We start from the raw sequence: 17,728 nt of genomic DNA on the forward strand, positions 1-17,728 counted from the left end.
CACGTCGGACGACAAAAGCACACAAATCTGATCAAACGCTTCCGCCGTTTCTTGTAACGATTCGTAATATCGCGCCGCCGAGCGCTTTTTTGCCGACGAACCGTTGAATCCGCATCCGCTTCCCGTGCACCCCGTCACGACGACGAGCCAGCCGCCGATCCTGGCGGCACCAGTAGATGCCACGCTGCACGCCGTGATTGACGAGGCCGTCCACCGGAGCGTGTCGGAAGCGACGACGCGCAGCGGCTACATGCGATGTGCCGACTACGCGATCGTCGGCGCGCAGGTGCTGACACTGCTGACCGGCAAGCCTTACCGGCCGTTCGCGGGTGGGGAGGTGCTGGATTTCGGCGGCGGCAACCTGTATGCGCTGTGCACGACGCGCGAGCGCCGCCGCACCGCGCGGCATCTGTCGCAGCTGGCGAGGTATCACTGCTGGATCGAGGCGCGTCACGATATCGGCGGCCGTGCGCGCAAGGAAATCGTCGATTTCACGCTGCGCCACGACGAGACCGTGGCGAGCAATCTGGGGATGCCGTTCGCACGTGCGCGCCAGGCGTATTTCTGGGGCTGGGACGACGAGCACACGGTACCGGCCGAGCTGCACGCGCATCCGGTCTTCGCGAAGCAGGGCCCCGTGTGGCGCTGGGCCGAGCGTGAATGCACGTCGCTGCTGCGCGCCTACGAGCACGAGCGGCCGGGCTATTTCGGGCGTCAGGTGTCGCGTGCGATCGACTTGTTCGCCGATCGGGTAGAAGGTCTCGGCTGACGGCGCGTCCGGTTCGCGCGAACCGCGGACAGGCTGCGTGCCGCGATGGCGCGAACCGGGGAAGGGAGCCCGTCGCGCGCTCGCGCACCGCCGGGCGTGAGCGATGTGTCCTGGCGGGACATTGCGAGCAGAGGCGCGCGCGGCGGCGCGAGCCGGTCGATCCATTGACCGGCGGCCGCCGCCACGATCATCGTGCGGCCCGGCCGCTCGTCACTTGTTCGCCAGCGTGCCGCTGCTGTTGGCGCCGCCGAACAGTCGGGTCAGGTACTGCGTGTTCGAGTTCATCTTGGCCATCAGCGTGTTGAGCGCCGTGAACTGCGCCTGGTACTGCTTGGTCAGCTGCGCGGCATAGTCGGCCAGATCCGTCTGCTGCTGCGTGACGCGCTTCAGGTCGGCGCTCAGCGCGTTCGTGCGCACCTCGATCATCCCGCCTTTCTTCGTGAAGGGCGCGATCTGGTCGGTCAGGTGCTTGCCCATCCCGTTCGTCGAGTTGAACAGGCGCGCGACGCCCGACGGGTTGTTGGTCAGCGCACTGTCGAGCTTCGCGCTGTCGACCTTCAGCGTGCCGTCCTTCTCGAGCGAGATGCCGATCGCCATCAGGTTCGTGTGCCCGTTGCCGTTCTCGTTGGGGACGCCGCGCGCGACGATCGACGCAAGCGAGTTGCGGATCGTGTTCAGCGTCGAATCGCCGATCAGCGCGCCCTGCGAGCTTGCCCCTGCCGTGTAGCTCGACAGTGCGCCCATGGTCTTGACGACGGTGTTGTACAGGCTCACGAAATTCGTGATCGTGGCCGCCTGCGACTTCGTATCGGTGCTGACCGTCAGCGTCTGCGTATCGGTCGCGCTGACCGCGGCCGCCGACAGGTTCAGCGTGACGCCGTTCAGCACGCCCGACACCGTGTTGCTCGCGCTGGTCGACGCGATGCCGTTGAGCGTGAACTTCGCGTCCTGCGCAACGGCGCTTTGCCGCCACGCGGCCGCGCTGTTCGCCGAGTCGATCTTCGACGCGCCGCCGGTCGTGTCGGCCGTCGACGTGACGCCGAGGTTCGACAGCCCGGTGTCGTTGGCCACGTTGCCGACCGCGACGCTGATCGCGTTCGCCGAGCCCGTCTTCGTCGACGCGAGCACGAGGTGCGCGCCGTCGGTGCCGTTGATGACGGTCGCGCTGATCCCCGGGTTGTTCGATGCGGCGTTGATCGCGGCCGCGATGCCCGACAGCGTGTTGTTCGTGCCGTTCACGTCGACCTTGAACGACTGGCTGCCGAGCGACAGCGTCAGCGTGCCGGTGCCGAGCGCCTTGCTACCGTCGAAGCCCGACGAAGCCAGCGCCTGCGCGGTTGCGACCTGCGTGACGCCGACCGTATAGGTGCCGGCAACCGCGCCTGCGCCCGCCGTCGCGGTCAGGCCCTTGCCGCTCGCGACCGCGGTAAACGTCGACTGCAGCGCGCCATTCGTCAGCGACGCGAGGCCCGCCTCGAGCGCCCCCAGCGCCGACGACAGCGCACCGAATGCGGAAATCTGCGTGGTGCCGGTCTGCTGCGACGCGGCGAGCGCCGCGACCCGGCCGGCCGTCTTCGCGTTCACCAGCGTCTTGACGAGCGTGCCGACGTCCATCGCCGGATTGCCGGTCGAGCCGTTGATGATCGATTGCGCCGCCTGTTGCATCAGGCTGTTCGCGTTCGCGCTGCTGTTCACAGGCGTGTTCGTTGCCATGGGTGGTCTCCGGTTGAAAAGCGATCCCGTGACGAGCGGCTGCCGTGACGGCCTGCGGCGGTTCGCCTGCCGGCCGTGTCCGGTGCGACGCGTTCCGGGGTTCACGGGAGTGTCGGGAAAACGTAAGGACGTGCGCTATCGTATATTTAAATCGGTATTGCTTGGTAATTTTTTGTAATGCATGTTGAGAAAAATGCAGACGGAAATGCGACGGTGTAGCGCGGGCTAAAGGTTTGCGATTTTTTGCCGTTAACTCATCACTTCAATTGTATTTATTCAAGGATTTTTGCCGGCAGTGAAAACTTGCCGAGCGCGTGAATGCCTGATCACGTTGTCTCGCTTGCCCTGCTAAACACCGGATCGATCGACGGTGTGTGGAAGGTGTTCCTGCCGGCGGCTATCGGGCTGAAACCCTTGCCCACTGGACGAAAACCGCCGCCGCCGACATCAACCCGCTCGCGTGGGAAACGTTTTCGCTTCCCAATGCGCATTTCCAGGCCGGGTGTCTTTGTCCGAAACAGGATGATTCGCCGATTGGAAAGAACGCCGAGTTGCACGCTTAATTCATTGATTTCAGGTTCATGCACATAACGTATCGTCGAATAACGCATGGCGATACGTCGATATGGCCTGCTTGCGCCAATTGGCGCTTCAATATCGAGTGGATACGGAATCCGGATATGCGCGGGCAGTTTTCATGTTCTTGAAACATAAGGGCAGGTCGATTTGATCGGATTCGCCGCTGCCGCGTCATGGCCTTGTTTCGCTCGATTGTCCACTTATGTGAGACAGCGAATCTTGTTTTGACGGATTGATGATTTGTGGCAGGACAGTAGACTGCATCCGTGCTTCGCCAGAACCGATCCGGAGCGCGCCGGGAGCGGCGCGGCCGGACGGATTCTTCGGCGGCAGGCCGGCCGGCTTGCTGTCCGATCGTGCGAGGAGTGGTTCGTTGCCGACCTGGCGCGCCAATGTGGCGCGTATCGGCACCGGACGCATCAAACCGTCAATTCAAGGGTGATTGTCATGCGTTACGTTTCGCTGGAATCGAAGAAGGACGAACTGCTGCTGGCGGCTCGCGTGTTGTTGATGATCCTGTTCGTGCTGTTCGGCTGGCAGAAGCTGAACGGCTTCTCGGGCACGGTCGCGTACATGGCGTCGACGGGGAACCCGGCGCCCGAACTGGCAGCCGCGATCGCGGTCGGGGTCGAACTGGCCGGTGGCCTGCTGATCGCGATCGGCTTCTATACGCGTCCGCTCGCACTCGTGTTCGCCGCCTATACGCTCGCGACCGCGCTGATCGGCCATCGCTACTGGGCGCTGCAGGGGATGGAGCAATACATGGCGATGATCAACTTCTACAAGAACGTGAGCATCATCGGCGGGTTGCTGTTGCTCGCCCTGACCGGGCCGGGGCGGTATTCGCTCGACCGGAAGTAAGGCGGGGCGGCGTTGCCTGCCGATGTGACCGCCCGGTGCGCGCAAGCGCACCGGGCTTTGCTTGTTGGCGAGGGGCGCGGTGTGGCCGCTCCGCGGATCGCACTCGCGCAGGGGCGGCCGCGCGGCGAGCCGACGTCGCCGGCAGCACGGGCATCATCCCGGCGGACGGTGCGCCGGGCCGGCCGTCGGCCGCGGCGCACATGACACCCGTCCGTCGAGGCGTTTCCGATCTGCCGCACACGATGTGCCGGCCGCGATACTCGGCTATCCTCCGCACCACCGTGGCTCGAATGTCGATCGCGACTTCGCGCCCCCACGTCACCCGGATTGCCGCCCATGCCAAACCCGACCACGTCGACCGTCCTCCCGACCGTCCTGCTCATCGGCGCCGCCGGCCTCCTCGGCCGTGCGGTTGCCGCGTCCCTGGCCCGCGAATCGTCGTTGAACCTCGTCGCGACCCTCCGGAACCCGCAAAGCGCGGGCGCAAAACGCCTCGCACTGCCACCGGAAAACCTCGCCGAACTCGACGTCCTCGACGAGCCGGCCCTCGAACACCTCTTCGCCACCCGCCAACCGGCCGCCGTGATCATCTGCGCGGCCGAACGCCGTCCGGACGTCTGCGAACGCGATCCTGCCGGCGCCCGCGCGATCAACGTCACCGCCCCGGCCCGCATCGGTGCGCTTGCCGCGCGCCACGGCGCATGGACGCTCGGCATCTCCACCGACTACGTCTTCGACGGCAAGGCTGCCCCATACCGCGAGGACGCCGCCCCGAATCCGCTGAACATCTACGGCCGCACGAAGCTGGAGGGCGAGGCAGCGCTGCTCGCCGCGTCGCCGCTGTCGTGCGTGCTGCGTCTGCCGCTGCTCTTCGGCCCGATCGTCGACTGGAGCGAATCGGCCGTCACGAGCCTCGTGCCGGCGATCGTCGCATCCGCTCGGCCGGGCGCCGGCGCGGTCGGCATGGACGCTTGGGCGATCCGTTACCCGACCTATACGCCGGATGTCGCGGACGTCATCCGCGACCTGACGCTGCGCCATCTCGCGGGGGCGTCGATCACGGGCCTCCGTCACTGGTCGGGCGAGGAGCCGATGACGAAGTACGACATCGCGCAGCGGATCGCGGCCGCGCTCGGCGTCGAAGCCGCGCTCGAGCGAATCGACCAGCCGACCGACGCGACGCCGCGCCCGTACGATTGCCATCTGGACGCGTCGCGCGTGCGCGCGGCCGGGATCGATCACGCGACGCCGTTCGATACCGCGCTGCGCGCCGTGCTGCGCGATGCGCCGCAGGCGCTGTAGGATCCGGGCGCTACGCGCGGCCCGCGTGGCCTGCACGGCCTGCGACGCATGAGCCGCAGAGCCGCAGAGCCGCAGAGCCGCAGAGCCGCACGAGCCACATGAGCCACACGAGCCACACGAGCCACACGAGCCACATGAGCCACATGAGCCGCATCTGCCCATGCCGGCGGCCGCGCCATGAATGCCGTTCGCGAGCGCGCACCGGCCCGCACCTCGTCGCCCACCCAGGAGCCCAGCCATGCAACTGAAATGGCTCGAAGACTTCGTCGAACTCGCGCGCACGCGCAGCTTCACGCGCGCGGCGGAGAACCGCTTCGTCACGCATCCGGCGTTCGGCCGCCGCATCCGGTCGCTCGAGGAATGGGTCGGCACGCGCCTGATCGCGCGCACGAAGCCGCTCGAACTGACGGCGGCCGGCACCGTGTTCCTCGATGCGGCGTCGAACGCGCTCGACATCCTGCATGGCGCCCGCACGCAACTTCAGGAAGCGACGCCGGTGCTGGAGAACAATCTCAGGATCGCGACCGGCCGCACGCTCTCGGCCACCTTCTTCCCCGACTGGTACGACGAGACGGTTGCGCGCGCAGGCTTCTTCACGGCGACCGTATCGACCGGCAGCGCGGAGGAAGCGATCCTGCAACTCACGGCCGGCGATGCCGACATGCTGATCGTCTATTCGAGCCCGCATACGCGGCTGCTGATCGATCGCGACCGCTTCGACTGGCTGTCGGTCGCGCGCGAGGTGCTGGTGCCGGTCAGTGCGTTCGATGCGCGCGGCAGCGTGCGCTACCGGCTGCCGGCGGGGCAGGCGCCGGTGCCATGGCTCGCGTTCGCGCGCACCCTGACGCTGCGCGCGGTGCTCGCGCGGCATCTTGCCGAAATGCCGAACCGCCCGACGCTGCGCCCCGTGTACCAGGCCGATTCGTATGAAGCGATTCTCGCGATGGCGCGTCGCGGGCTCGGCCTCGCGTGGCTGCCGCAGCGGCTCGTCGCCGATGACGTGCGGCGCGGCGAACTCGCGATCGTCGGGGGCGCCGACTGGCAGATCGGCTTCGACATCGCACTGTATCGGCGCCGGAACGACCCGCACCCGGTGCTGGATGCGATCTGGCGCACCGCGCCGTCGCGCGACGACGGCGCGGCATAGCCTGCCGTGAGCGGCGGTTCCGGGGCCCGCGCGCCGATCGGCACGATTGCGTGCCGAAACGGCACGAACGCCCGCCCCGCGTTGCCTACACTCCGCGCTTGACTGGCCCGAACGGCCGCCGGCAAAGCCGCGCACCGTCTTTCAAAATCCTGATGGCCAGCGTTACCGGAGGAGCACAGGGATGACCCGCAACACACACGCCGCGACGCCGGCCCCGCACAATCCGTGGCGCGAGATCTGCGCCGCGAGCATCGGGAACGCGCTGGAGTTCTACGACCTGCTGATCTACGGCTATTTCGCGATCGTCATCGGCCAGCTGTTCTTCCCCACGCACGACGCGGCGACTTCGCTGCTGCTGTCGGTGGGCACGTTCGGCATTTCGTTCGTCACGCGCCCGCTCGGCTCGATCGTGCTCGGCAGCTATGCGGACCGCGCGGGCCGCAAGGCGTCGCTGACGATGTCGATCGGGCTGATGATGCTCGGCACCGCGATGATCGCGTTCGCGCCGACGTATGCGCAGATCGGCATCGCGTCGCCGCTGCTGATCATCGTCGCGCGGATGCTGCAGGGTTTCTCGACCGGCGGCGAATTCGGCGCGGCGACGGCGTTCATGGTCGAGCAGGCCGATGCGAAGCGGCGCGGCTTCTTCGCGAGCTGGCAGATGTCGACGCAGGGGCTCGCGACGGTGCTCGCGGCTGGCGTGTCCGCGCTGCTGAGCCTGCTGCTGACGACCGACCAACTGCATGCGTGGGGCTGGCGCGTCGCGTTCTCGGTCGGGCTGCTGATCGGCCCGGTCGGGCTCTACATCCGCCGCAACATCGACGAACCGGCCGATTTCCGCCGGCTCGGCGAGAAGGGGCGAGCGAAGTCGCCGCTGCGCGACGTGTTCGCTCGCGATCGCGCGAACCTGCTGCTCGGCGCGGGCGTCGTCGCGACGGCCACGGCGTTCAACTACGTGCACAAGCTGTACATGCCGACGTACGCGGTCAAGCAACTGCATATCCCGGCCACGTCGTCGTATCTCGGCGCGGTCGTCACGGGCGCGATGCTGATGGTCGCCGCACCGGTCGTCGGGCACCTGTCGGATCGTTTCGGCCGCATTCGCGTGATGCTGATCGCGCTGATCCTGGTCGGCGTCACGACGTGGCCGCTGTTCGTGATGTTGAACCGCTATCCGACGGTCGAGACGCTGCTCGCGGTGCAGGCGCTGGTCGGCCTGCTGATCGCGGTGAGCCTCGCGCCGCTACCGGCGCTGCTCGCCGACATCTTCCCGACGAGCACGCGCGGCACGGGCCTCGCGCTGTCGTACAACTTCTCGGTGACGCTGTTCGGCGGCTTCGCGCCGCTGATCGTGACCTGGCTGATCGACGCGACGCACAACAAGCTGGCACCGAGTTTCTACGTGATGGCGACGGCCGTGCTCGGGATCACGTCGGTGATCTCGCTCGGCCGCCGGATGCGCGGCGCGGCGGCCGCCGGCGCGCCGTCGACGCGTGCGACCGGGGCGTGACGCGCCGGCCGCGAACCCGATTCCGGCGCAACCGGCACACGCCGGCCGCGCCTTTCCCGAACCCTGTTGAGCCTTTCCGACATGACCACGCTTGAAGCCATCCGCGCCGCGTTGCCGGCCTATCCGATCGAAGTGGCCTTCCCCGACATCGCGCGCTGGCGCGCGGGCAATACGGGCATCGAGTATCTGCACACGTTCGACAGCGGCCGGCCCGGCAAGCACGTGATGATCCTCGCGCTGACGCACGGCAACGAAGTCAGCGGTGCGATTGCGGTGGACACGTTGCTGGCCGCCGGCCTGCGTCCGGTGGCGGGCCGCCTGTCGCTCGGCTTCGGCAACGTCGGCGCATACGAGCACTTCAGCGCGGTGAATGCCGATGCGACGCGCTACCTCGACGAGGACATGAATCGCGTGTGGACGCCGGCCGCGCTCGACGGCACGCGCGACAGCCGCGAACTCGCGCGTGCGCGCGCGATGCGTCCGCTGCTCGATACGGTCGACCTGCTGCTCGACATTCATTCGATGCACGAAGCGTCCGCACCGTTGATGATGACCGGGCCGCTCGACAAGGCGATCGCGCTGGCGGCCGCAATCGGCACGCCGGAGCACGTGATCATCGATCGCGGCCATGCGAACGGCACGCGGCTGCGCGATTACGGCGGTTTCGGCGATCCGGCGAGCGCGAAGAATGCGCTGCTGATCGAGACGGGCCAGCACTTCGCCGCGCGCGCGCGCGATGTCGCGCTCGACAGCGCGGCGCGCTTCCTGCTGCATGCGGGCGTGGTTGCGCGCGACGACGTCGCGGCTTTTCTTACGCAAGCCGCGCCGGTGCGTCAGAAGTTCGTGGAGATCACGGAGCCGGTCGTCGCGCGTTCGATGGATTTCCGGTTCTCGCAACCGTTCACGGGGCTCGAGGTGATCGAGCGGGCCGGCACCGAGATCGCGCGCGACGGCGACGACGCGATCGTCACGCCGTACGACAACTGCGTGATCGTGCAACCGTCGATGCGCCATCTCGGCGTGAACGTCACGATGATGCGGCTGGGGCGGTTGCTGGATCGCTGATGCCGCCTGCGGCGACAAAGGCCCGATAATGCCTGTCCCGTCACGGTAAGCACGGCCTGTTTCGAGGGGGCCGGGGTGGAACTGGCAGGGGGTTGATCAGGTAGCGGGCATGAAGGTGTCATGAAGCGCAGCGCCGACACCCCAGCCCGCGATGGCGCTGGATTCAGAGTGTCAATCCAGCTCCAGGCTCCACGTACCGATAATCGTCGAGCATTTTAAGCTTGATTAGCGAATGGCAAAGCGGGTCGCCGGCGAGCCATTCGCGCAATTATTGCCGTAGATAAAAAGATTCCGGTTTTCTGAATACGCCTGGTAAATAATTGAATAAACTTCCTTGGCGCTGAACGAGTAGACACCGTCGTTAATGGTCACCAGCAGGTTGCCGGTGGGGTCGGTTTCGATCTTGTCGATCTTGCCGGCCTTGCAAAGCGCCTGTGCGGACGCGCACGTGGAGGCCAGCATCAGTGCTGAAAACAGCACGGTTGCAATCTTCTTCATGATTTTCCTTTTGTATTGAATGAATTGATGCGATATGACGACGTCGGTCAAGTCCGGGAGACGTGTCCGTCTTCCGGATTGCTGATTCACAAGTGTCTGGAAATCAACAGTGGCCTGACAAGGTGGAAACGATGCGACCAAGCACGAATGAAATAAGTCGTGCTGCGCCTCCGGATCTCGTTGATTTTTGATTCACGGTGTTGCGACGCACAACGAAGGTTATTTATTTGAATTTGATGGCGCCAATCGTATTAATTTATCGTTAATCGGATTCGATAATTTTGTTTGAATTCTATTTAATTGAATTCTGCGAACCGTTATTTTCGTTTTTTGATTATTCCGATATTTAAATAATCGGCGGCGAATATTGATTCGATGGTTGATGGTGCGACGGGTGAAGCGCATGGGTGTTCATGGGGGGCTCAAGCGTTCGAGCGCATGGCTCGTCCGGTGCGCGCTGCGCGGCGCACATCCTTCGAAGTCGGCCCCGGCCGGGTCGACCCGGCCCGGAAAGACGCTACACTGCGCGAGTTCCCGAACCTGCCCGGAGCGTCAGGACACCGGGCCCCCGCACGGCAAACACGTGACGATGCAATGGCCCGCCCCCTGACGCATTCGAACAAGTAGCCCGGTTTGACACGCCGCGTTCGCGGCCATTAAAGTCGCATCGCGGGCCGGTGGGTCAAGCACACGCCCGGAACAGGCAACCGATGTTCCAGGACTACGGGGCTACCCCGTGGATCAGATCGACACCCCGATGCGTCGCAAGGAGCACGGTTGCGCGATGCGCAACACGACTCCTCGCAGCACCAGTCACGTTGGCTCACCGTCCCGCCCATCGATTCCCATGTCCGGCTCCCTGTTCGACACCACCCGCACGATTGCCGAAGCCATGCTGGCCGGTGCGCCTGAACGCGCCGGCGTCCTGTCCCGGATGGCGGCCGTGCTCGGCAGCGCGCCACCGTGGACGCACGAAGTCGCGGATGCCGCGCTCGCCCGCTTCGGTGCGGGCTGGGACGACGTCGACATCGGTACGCTGGCGGCGGTCCTCGCCGATGCGCCGGCTTTCGTGCTCGCCTGGTACGGCAACGATCGGCCGGCCGCGATCCGTGTCGTGCGGCGCGCGCCAGTCCAGCGGCCGGTGCCGGCGCCGCTCGCCGGCTGCGACGTGCCGCAATGGGCGACGCCCGGCGATCTTGCCGGCTGGCTCGGCGTGAGCGCGCCGGCGCTCGACTGGCTGTCCGACCACTGGCGTGTCGACGCGCGCGGCAGCGCCACGCCGCTGCATCACTACACGTACGTGGCGCACGACAAGCGCAGCGGCGGCAGCCGTCTCGTCGAAATCCCGAAAGGCCGGCTGCGCGAAGCGCAGCGCCGCATCCTGCACGGGCTGCTCGATCGCATCGCGCCGCACGGTGCGGTGCACGGTTTTCGCAAGGGGCACGGCATCGTGTCGTTCGCGGCGCCGCATGCGGATCGCGATGTCGTCGTCCGTTTCGATCTGGCGGATTTCTTCGTATCGATACGCGCCGCCCGCGTGCACGCGCTGTTCGTCACGCTCGGGTATCCGGCCGAAGTCGCGCGGACGCTCACCGGGCTGTGCACCAATCGCGTGCCGTCCGCGCGGCTGCTCGCGCCCGACCTGCGCGACCGGTTCGACTGGATCGGCCGCCAGCGCTATCGCGAACGGCATCTGCCGCAAGGGGCGCCGACGTCCCCGGCGCTGGCGAACCTGAGCGCATTCCGGTTCGACATGCGGCTCGCCGCGCTCGCGCGATCGCTCGGCGCAACCTACACGCGCTATGCCGACGATCTCGCCTTTTCCGGCGGCGGCGCGCTGGCGCGCGACGTCGAGCGGCTGCAGGTCCGGGTCGCCGCGATCGCGCTCGAGGAGGGCTTTGCGCTGCAACTGCGCAAGACGCGCGTGATGCGGCGCGGCATGCGGCAACAACTGGCCGGCGTGGTCGTCAATCGTCATCCGAATCTGGCGCGCGACGAGTTCGATCTCCTGAAGGCTATCCTGACCAACTGCATCCGGAGCGGGCCGGCGTCGCAGAATCGCGAGGCGCATCCGGATTTCCGCGCGCATCTCGCCGGGCGCGTCGCGCATGCGGCCGCGCTGAACGCGGCGCGCGGCGCGAAGCTGCGCGCGCTGTTCGACCGGATCGCGTGGGAAGCCCGCGACGGCTGCAGGTAAACGGCCGGTTCGCATCCACGCCGGCCGTCGGATTCTGCAACACGGCGCCCAGCACTGCTATCATTCGCGCCATGCCGCGCCGTGCCAAGTGCGGCGCTTACTTGCCGCAGCCGCTCGCCGTGCCTTCGTCCATGGCGGGTTGCGCGTTGCCGGCCCGGTCCTGTCTTGCCGTTGATTGACGCGTGACGTCGTTTAGTGCGTATCGCGCAAGCCATGCCGGCTCAGGCATACGAGTCATACATTTGACAGCCCCGATCGGCGGAACTTCGTGGTAGGTTCCGCCATCGGAGCTTTTTGCCAAAACATGCCCAAAGAGGATGAATACATGACCCAGGCCCTGCAGGAACTCGAAGCACAACTTCGGGACCTGAACATCAAGCTGTCGGACGCGAAGCAGAAGGAGAAGCAGGCCGCGCTCGCGGCATTCAAGGAACAGGTCGAGCTTTTGGGAATTTCGCAGCAGGAAGTACTGAGCGCGCTTGGCTATATCGTCCAGCGAAAACGCAAGGCACCTGCGAAGTACTACGATCCGACGACCGGCCGCTCGTGGTCGGGCCGCGGCCCGCGCCCGAAATGGCTCGAAGGCAAGGATCTCGATACGCTCGCCGTCGACCGCGGGGCCAAGACCTGGTGGCCCGGAGACGACCAGGGCTGAAGCCGGCCGGGCCGCGAGGCCGCCCGGCGCCGTCCGGTTCGCGCAAGCGGGCCGGCCGGCAACACTGCGCCAATATGCTGTTTTTCATCCGGTGTCCGGCCTGACCGCGACATTGCCGGCCTCGCCGCCACCGGATCGCCGTTTTTCCCTCCCGTTCGCTGCCCGCCGATTCCCGCCCGCCGCCCCGCAAGCGGGTGCCGACGCGCGCGCACCCTCGCCGGCGGCGGGTTGGCCGGCCCGTCGGGCACGGGCACAGGCCTTAGAATGTCGCCGGACAATCGTGGCGGGACACCATGGCAGCAAACATGAAATCCTCGTCGCTCGGCGGCCCGTCGGCCCCGCGCGCGGAGCAGGTCGGCGCGTATGCGTGGAAAGCGCTGGCCGGATCGGCGATCGGCTATGCGATGGACGGCTTCGACCTGCTGATCCTCGGCTTCATGCTGCCGGCGATCACGGCGGCGCTGCACCTGACGCCCGGGCAGGGCGGCGCGCTGGTCACGTGGACGCTGATCGGCGCCGTCGCCGGCGGCATCCTGTTCGGTGCGCTGAGCGACCGTTACGGGCGCGTGCGCGTGCTGACCTGGACGATCCTGCTGTTCGCGATCTTCACCGGGCTGTGCGCGTTCGCGCAGGGTTTCCGGGATCTGCTGGTGTACCGCACCATAGCGGGCATCGGACTGGGCGGCGAGTTCGGGATCGGCATGGCGCTCGCGGCGGAAGCGTGGCCGGCCAGCAAGCGCGCACGCGTGTCGTGCTACGTCGCGCTCGGCTGGCAGGCCGGCGTACTGCTGGCCGCGCTGCTGACGCCGTTCCTGCTGATGCACGTCGGCTGGCGCGGGATGTTCCTGGTCGGCGTGCTGCCCGCGCTGCTCGCCTGGGCGATGCGCAACAAGCTGCACGAGCCTGAAGCGTTCGTGCGGCGCGCAGCCCAGCCGAAGCCCAACGCGTTTCGCCTGCTGGTCGCGGACGGCCGGACCACGCGCACGAGCCTCGGCATCGTGATCCTGTGTTCGGTCCAGAACTTCGGCTACTACGGGATCATGATCTGGCTGCCGACCTTCCTGTCGAAACAGATGGGCTTCTCGCTGACGAAGTCGGGGCTGTGGACGGCGGCGACGGTCGTCGGGATGATGATCGGCGTCTGGGTGTTCGGGCAGTTGGCCGACCGCATCGGGCGCAAGCCGACGTTCCTGCTGTACCAGCTCGGCTCGGTCGTGACGGTCATCGCGTATGCGCGGCTGTCGGACCCGGCCGCGATGCTGTGGGCCGGTGCGCTGATGGGCATGTTCGTCAACGGGATGGTCGGCGGCTACGGAACGCTGATGTCGGAAGGCTATCCGACGGCCGCGCGCGCGACCGCGCAGAACGTGCTGTGGAATATCGGCCGCGCGGTCGGCGGCTTCGGCCCGGTCGCGGTCGGCGCGCTGGCCGCGCACTACTCGTTCCAGACGGCCATCGCGCTGCTCGCCGGCCTCTACGTGCTCGACATGGTCGCGACGCTGTGCCTGATTCCCGAACTCAAGGGCGTCGAACTCGAATGAGCGCGGCGATCGCGCGCCCCCCACGATCTCACCGGAAACCACGATGCAGCAGCAGAACAAGACGATCGGCGTGATGGGCTCGGGCAAGGCGCCGTGGCTCGCGTTTTCGGAGCCGCTCGGCGCCTGGCTCGCGCAGGCCGGCTTCAACCTGCTGACGGGCGGCGGGCAGGGCGTGATGCTGGCGGTTGCGCGCGCGTTCGCCGGCGTGCCGGGGCGGGCCGGCCGATCGATCGGCATCCTGCCGACGCAGGCCGATCCGCGCGCGGGCTTCGTGCCGCTCGACGGCTATCCGCATCCGTTCGTCGACATCCCGATCCTCACGCCGCTGCCGCGCCGCGAGCCGGACGCCGCCCCGGATACGATTAACCGCAACTACGTGAACGTGCTGAGCAGCGACCTGATCGTTGCGCTGCCGGGTGGGCACGGCACGGCCGAGGAAATTGCGCTCGCGCGGCGCTGGCGCAAGCCGCTCGTCTGCTTCGGGCCGGACGGGGCGTTTCGTGAGCTCGCGGCGGGGGCCACGTGCACGTCGTCGCTCGACGACGTGATCCGCTTCGTGGAACACGCGTTTTCGACGGAGCAGGCGCTGCGATAGCGCGACGATCAGCGTCGACGCGTGTGCGCCGCGACGTCCGCGCGGCATGACCGGGCCTGCCGTTGCCGGCTGTCCGGGCGACGGAACGCGACGAAGCGCGACGAAACCGACGTGCCCGCGTGGAACGGCAGTATCGGACTGGTCCGATTCAATGAGGTCAGTGCGCACGATACCCTTTGAGTGTCCAGGAACGGCCGGTCGTTGCGCTCGCCGGTTCGTCCGTCACCTCTGACCCTCCGGCCCGGTTGCGCGCCGGCTCATCCAGGAATCCGCCATGCCTCATACCGTCGAACTTGCCGGCGCGATCATCTTCGGTCTCGCGCTGCTCCACACCTTCTTCGCGAAGCGCTTCGAAGTGCTCGCGCATCGCCATCCGCGTCATGCGGGCCTGTTCCATTTTCTCGGCGAGGTCGAGGTCGTGTTCGGCTTCTGGGCGCTCGTGCTGCTGATCGCGATGACGGCGCTGGCCGGCCCGAAGCTCGCGCTCGACTATGCGGAATCGCGCGAATTCACCGAGCCGCTGTTCGTCTTCACGATCATGGTGATCGCGGCGAGCAAGCCGATCCTCGACGCGGTCACCGGCATCGTGCTGCGCATCGCGCGCATGCTGCCGGTCGACACCGGGGTGGCCGTCGTGTGGCTGTCGCTCGCGCTGATTCCGCTGCTCGGCTCGTTCATCACCGAGCCGGCCGCGATGACGCTCGCCGCGCTGATCCTGCGCGACCGGCTGTTCGGCGCGCCCGTCAAGGAGTACTGGAAGTATCTCGCGCTCGGCGTGCTGTTCGTCAACGTGTCGATCGGCGGCACGCTCACCGCGTACGCGGCGCCGCCGGTGCTGATGGTCGCGTCCGCGTGGGGCTGGGACAGCGCGTTCATGGCCGCGCAGTTCGGCTGGAAGGCGCTCGTCGCGGTGCTGATCAACGCGAGCGTGCTGACCGTGCTGATGCGCGGCGCACTGGCCGCCGCGCCTGCGCCGGCCGCGCAGCCGGACGCCGTGCGCGTGCCGGTGGGCGTCACGCTGATTCATCTCGGTTTCCTGGTCGGCGTCGTGCTGAGCGCGCACCATCCGGTGATCTTCGTCGGCCTGCTGCTGTTCTTCCTCGGCTTCACGCACGCGTACGAGCGCTACCAGTCGCCGCTGATGCTGCGCGAGAGCCTGCTCGTCGCGTTCTTCCTGGGCGGCCTCGTCGTGCTCGGCGGGCTCCAGCAGTGGTGGCTGCAACCCGTCGTCGAGTCGATGGACGCCCATGCGCTGTATGCGGGCGCACTCGGCCTCACCGCGATCATGGACAACGCGGCGATCACCTATCTCGGCTCGTTGATCGCGGGCATCCCGGACGAAGCGAAGTACATGCTCGTGGCAGGCGCGGTCGCGGGCGGCGGCTTGACCGTGATCGCCAATGCGCCGAACCCGGCTGGGCTCGCGATCGTGCGCAAAGGCTTTCAAGACGAATCGGTGAGTGTCGGCGGCTTGCTGGCGGCGGCGATCGGGCCGACGATCGTCGCGACGGCGGCGCTGCTGCTGCTCTGACCGGCGGCGCCGATCGGATATCGGACCCGGCTGATTCACTTCGCCGGCCCGCTACGCAACAATGGCTGCATCGGCGGCGGGGTGTGCCGTCGGTAGGGTGATCTGGTTGGGCCGCCCGGTGTCGGGCGGCCCGTTTTTTCGCCGGATCGCCGGATCGCCGGACCGCGCGAACGCGCAAGCGTGAATGTCCTGTGGCGGCCGGTGGGCGCGGTCGCAAGCCGATTTCATATCGGCGGGTGTTTGGAAAATTCACGCTGCCAGATGCGAGCACAGGGCATTCGCGCTTGCGCGTTCGACGTTCAGGGCCGCCTTCCACCGCGACGATCGCCGCTCGCCGCTGCCCGCCTTCTTGTCCTTGTCGCGATTTTCCCGGACAACCGGACACGAGAATCAGCCTGGTCCTACTGCCGGATCGCATGCGGGCCCGGACAATGAATCGAACGGTCAACCCGGCGCCGCGGTTTCGTGAGCGACGCGCACGAACCGCCGGTACCCCGCACGAAGGAGACTCCATGAACAAGATGCGTACCCTGTCCGCGCTGCCGCGCCTCGCGATGTGGCAGCAGATCCTGCTGGCGATGCTGCTCGGCGCCGCCGTCGGTCATTTCGCCGGCGAGCCGGCGACGCTGCTGCAGCCGCTCGGCGACATTTTCATCTCGTTGATCCGGATGTGCGTGATTCCGGTCGTGTTCGTGTCGCTCGTGTGCGGCATCACGTCGTTGTCGGATCTCGCCGCGATGCGCCGGATCGCGTGGAAGTCGATCGCGGTCTACGCGGTGCTGATGGCGTCCGCCGCCATGCTCGCGATGGCCGCGGCGACGCTGGCCGGGGTCGGCAAGGGCTTCAGCCTGCCGGCCGGCATCGACGCCGCGCAGCTCGGCGCGACCGCGTCGCTGAAGGACGCGCTGATGGCCGCGATCCCGTCGAACCCGTTCAAGGCGTTCGCCGATGGCGCGCTGCTGCCGACGATCGTGTTCGCGGTTTTCTTCGGACTCGCGATCAACCTGTCCGGGGAGCGCGGCGCGCCGGTGCGCGCGTTCTTCGACAGCCTGTCGGCGGTCGTGTTCCGGCTCATCGGCATGGTGCTGAAGTTCGCGCCGGTCGGCGTGTTCGGGCTGATCGCCTACGTGACGGCGGATCACGGCTTCTCCGCGCTGGGCCATCTCGGCTCGCTGGTCGCGGTCAACTATGTCGTGCTGCTGGTCGTGATGCTCGTGTTCAGCAGCCTGTTGCTGGCGCTGCGCGGGCTCAAGCCGTGGCCGTTCCTGCGCAAGATGGTGCCGGTGCAGCTGTTCGCGTACTCGTCGGCCAGCAGCGCCGCGACGCTGCCGCTCAATCTCGAGACCTGCCGGACGCGGCTCGGCGTCGACAGCCGCATCGCGAGCTTCGTGCTGCCGCTCGGCTCGACGATCAACATGGCGGGCCTCGCGGTCTATCTCGGCACGGTTGCGATCTTCGCGAGCCATGCCTACGGCATCGAATTGTCGGCGGGGCAGATGGCGATGGTCGTCGTGACGACGACGCTCGCGTCGATCGGCGCGGCAGGCGTGCCGGGCGCGGCGCTCGTCGTGATGAGCCTCGTGCTGGCGTCGGTCGGGCTGCCGATCGAGGTGATCGTCGTGATCGCGGCGGTCGACCGGCTGATCGACATGGCGTGCACGGCCGCGAACGTGACGGGCGACACCGTGGCTGCCGTGCTGGTCGCGCGGGCGGAAGGCGCGCTCGATATCGAGCAGTACAACCGGACGTAACAGGGATGCGGCGC

15 protein-coding genes are annotated in these 17,728 nt (G+C 67.1%); 12 read left to right on the plus strand and 3 right to left on the minus strand.

What is annotated here, in order from left to right; genetic code table 11:
- Positions 1 to 124: 124 nt before the first annotated feature.
- Positions 125 to 769 (plus strand): hypothetical protein, encoded by a 645-nt coding sequence (locus ACPTTC_RS34335; RefSeq protein ID WP_423396556.1) that lies wholly within the window; start codon positions 125 to 127, stop codon positions 767 to 769.
- Between the two features lie 210 nt (positions 770 to 979).
- Here the strand turns inward: ACPTTC_RS34335 and fliD are convergent, their stop codons facing one another.
- Both fliD and ACPTTC_RS34345 read right to left on the minus strand, forming a co-directional pair.
- Complete coding sequence (fliD, locus tag ACPTTC_RS34340) at positions 980 to 2,482, minus strand: flagellar filament capping protein FliD (protein WP_423395815.1); 1,503 nt, start codon at positions 2,480 to 2,482, stop codon at positions 980 to 982.
- A 326-nt stretch (positions 2,483 to 2,808) separates the two neighbouring features.
- Positions 2,809 to 3,093: a hypothetical protein gene (locus ACPTTC_RS34345; RefSeq protein WP_423395816.1), complete on the minus strand. Its 285-nt coding sequence runs from the start codon at positions 3,091 to 3,093 to the stop codon at positions 2,809 to 2,811.
- A 415-nt stretch (positions 3,094 to 3,508) separates the two neighbouring features.
- Between ACPTTC_RS34345 and ACPTTC_RS34350 the strand changes: the two genes are divergently transcribed.
- The 5 genes from ACPTTC_RS34350 (at position 3,509) to ACPTTC_RS34370 (ending at position 8,946) form a co-directional block, all read left to right on the plus strand.
- Positions 3,509 to 3,922, plus strand: coding sequence for a DoxX family protein (locus ACPTTC_RS34350; RefSeq protein WP_011350305.1), 414 nt, complete (start codon positions 3,509 to 3,511; stop codon positions 3,920 to 3,922).
- A 336-nt stretch (positions 3,923 to 4,258) separates the two neighbouring features.
- Positions 4,259 to 5,224, plus strand: coding sequence for a dTDP-4-dehydrorhamnose reductase family protein (locus tag ACPTTC_RS34355; protein WP_423395817.1), 966 nt, complete (start codon positions 4,259 to 4,261; stop codon positions 5,222 to 5,224).
- 238 nt (positions 5,225 to 5,462) lie between these two features.
- The gene (locus ACPTTC_RS34360) at positions 5,463 to 6,371 is read left to right on the plus strand and encodes a LysR family transcriptional regulator (protein ID WP_175957444.1); all 909 of its coding nucleotides are present in this window, start codon (positions 5,463 to 5,465) and stop codon (positions 6,369 to 6,371) included.
- 181 nt (positions 6,372 to 6,552) lie between these two features.
- Positions 6,553 to 7,881 carry an MFS transporter gene (locus tag ACPTTC_RS34365; protein WP_423395818.1) on the plus strand — a complete coding sequence of 443 codons (1,329 nt, stop codon included), beginning with the start codon at positions 6,553 to 6,555 and terminating at the stop codon, positions 7,879 to 7,881.
- An 81-nt stretch (positions 7,882 to 7,962) separates the two neighbouring features.
- On the plus strand, positions 7,963 to 8,946 hold the full coding sequence (locus ACPTTC_RS34370; RefSeq protein WP_423395819.1) for a succinylglutamate desuccinylase: 984 nt from the start codon (positions 7,963 to 7,965) through the stop codon (positions 8,944 to 8,946).
- Positions 8,947 to 9,171: 225 nt separating this feature from the next.
- Here ACPTTC_RS34370 and ACPTTC_RS34375 read toward each other — a convergent pair whose 3' ends face one another.
- Entirely contained in the window at positions 9,172 to 9,444 is a 273-nt protein-coding gene (locus tag ACPTTC_RS34375; RefSeq protein ID WP_175957448.1) for a hypothetical protein, read from the minus strand.
- 847 nt (positions 9,445 to 10,291) lie between these two features.
- On the opposite strand from ACPTTC_RS34375, the gene ACPTTC_RS34380 reads away from it, so the two are divergent.
- From ACPTTC_RS34380 to ACPTTC_RS34405, 6 genes are all read left to right on the plus strand, one after another.
- Positions 10,292 to 11,641, plus strand: coding sequence for a reverse transcriptase family protein (locus tag ACPTTC_RS34380; RefSeq protein ID WP_423395820.1), 1,350 nt, complete (start codon positions 10,292 to 10,294; stop codon positions 11,639 to 11,641).
- A gap of 325 nt (positions 11,642 to 11,966) precedes the next feature.
- Entirely contained in the window at positions 11,967 to 12,296 is a 330-nt protein-coding gene (locus ACPTTC_RS34385) for an H-NS family nucleoid-associated regulatory protein (RefSeq protein ID WP_059522924.1), read from the plus strand.
- Positions 12,297 to 12,589: 293 nt separating this feature from the next.
- Positions 12,590 to 13,837, plus strand: a complete 1,248-nt coding sequence (locus ACPTTC_RS34390; RefSeq protein WP_423395821.1) for an MFS transporter — start codon at positions 12,590 to 12,592, stop codon at positions 13,835 to 13,837.
- A 43-nt stretch (positions 13,838 to 13,880) separates the two neighbouring features.
- On the plus strand, positions 13,881 to 14,432 hold the full coding sequence (locus ACPTTC_RS34395) for a DNA-binding protein (protein WP_423395822.1): 552 nt from the start codon (positions 13,881 to 13,883) through the stop codon (positions 14,430 to 14,432).
- Positions 14,433 to 14,706: 274 nt separating this feature from the next.
- On the plus strand, positions 14,707 to 15,963 hold the full coding sequence (locus ACPTTC_RS34400) for a putative Na+/H+ antiporter (RefSeq protein WP_423395823.1): 1,257 nt from the start codon (positions 14,707 to 14,709) through the stop codon (positions 15,961 to 15,963).
- Positions 15,964 to 16,475: 512 nt separating this feature from the next.
- A complete protein-coding gene (locus ACPTTC_RS34405; protein ID WP_423395824.1) occupies positions 16,476 to 17,714 on the plus strand; it encodes a dicarboxylate/amino acid:cation symporter in 1,239 nt (412 codons plus the stop codon).
- Positions 17,715 to 17,728 lie beyond the last annotated feature (14 nt).

It is taken from the genome of Burkholderia mycopellens (assembly GCF_964265025.1).
Lineage (GTDB): Bacteria > Pseudomonadota > Gammaproteobacteria > Burkholderiales > Burkholderiaceae > Burkholderia.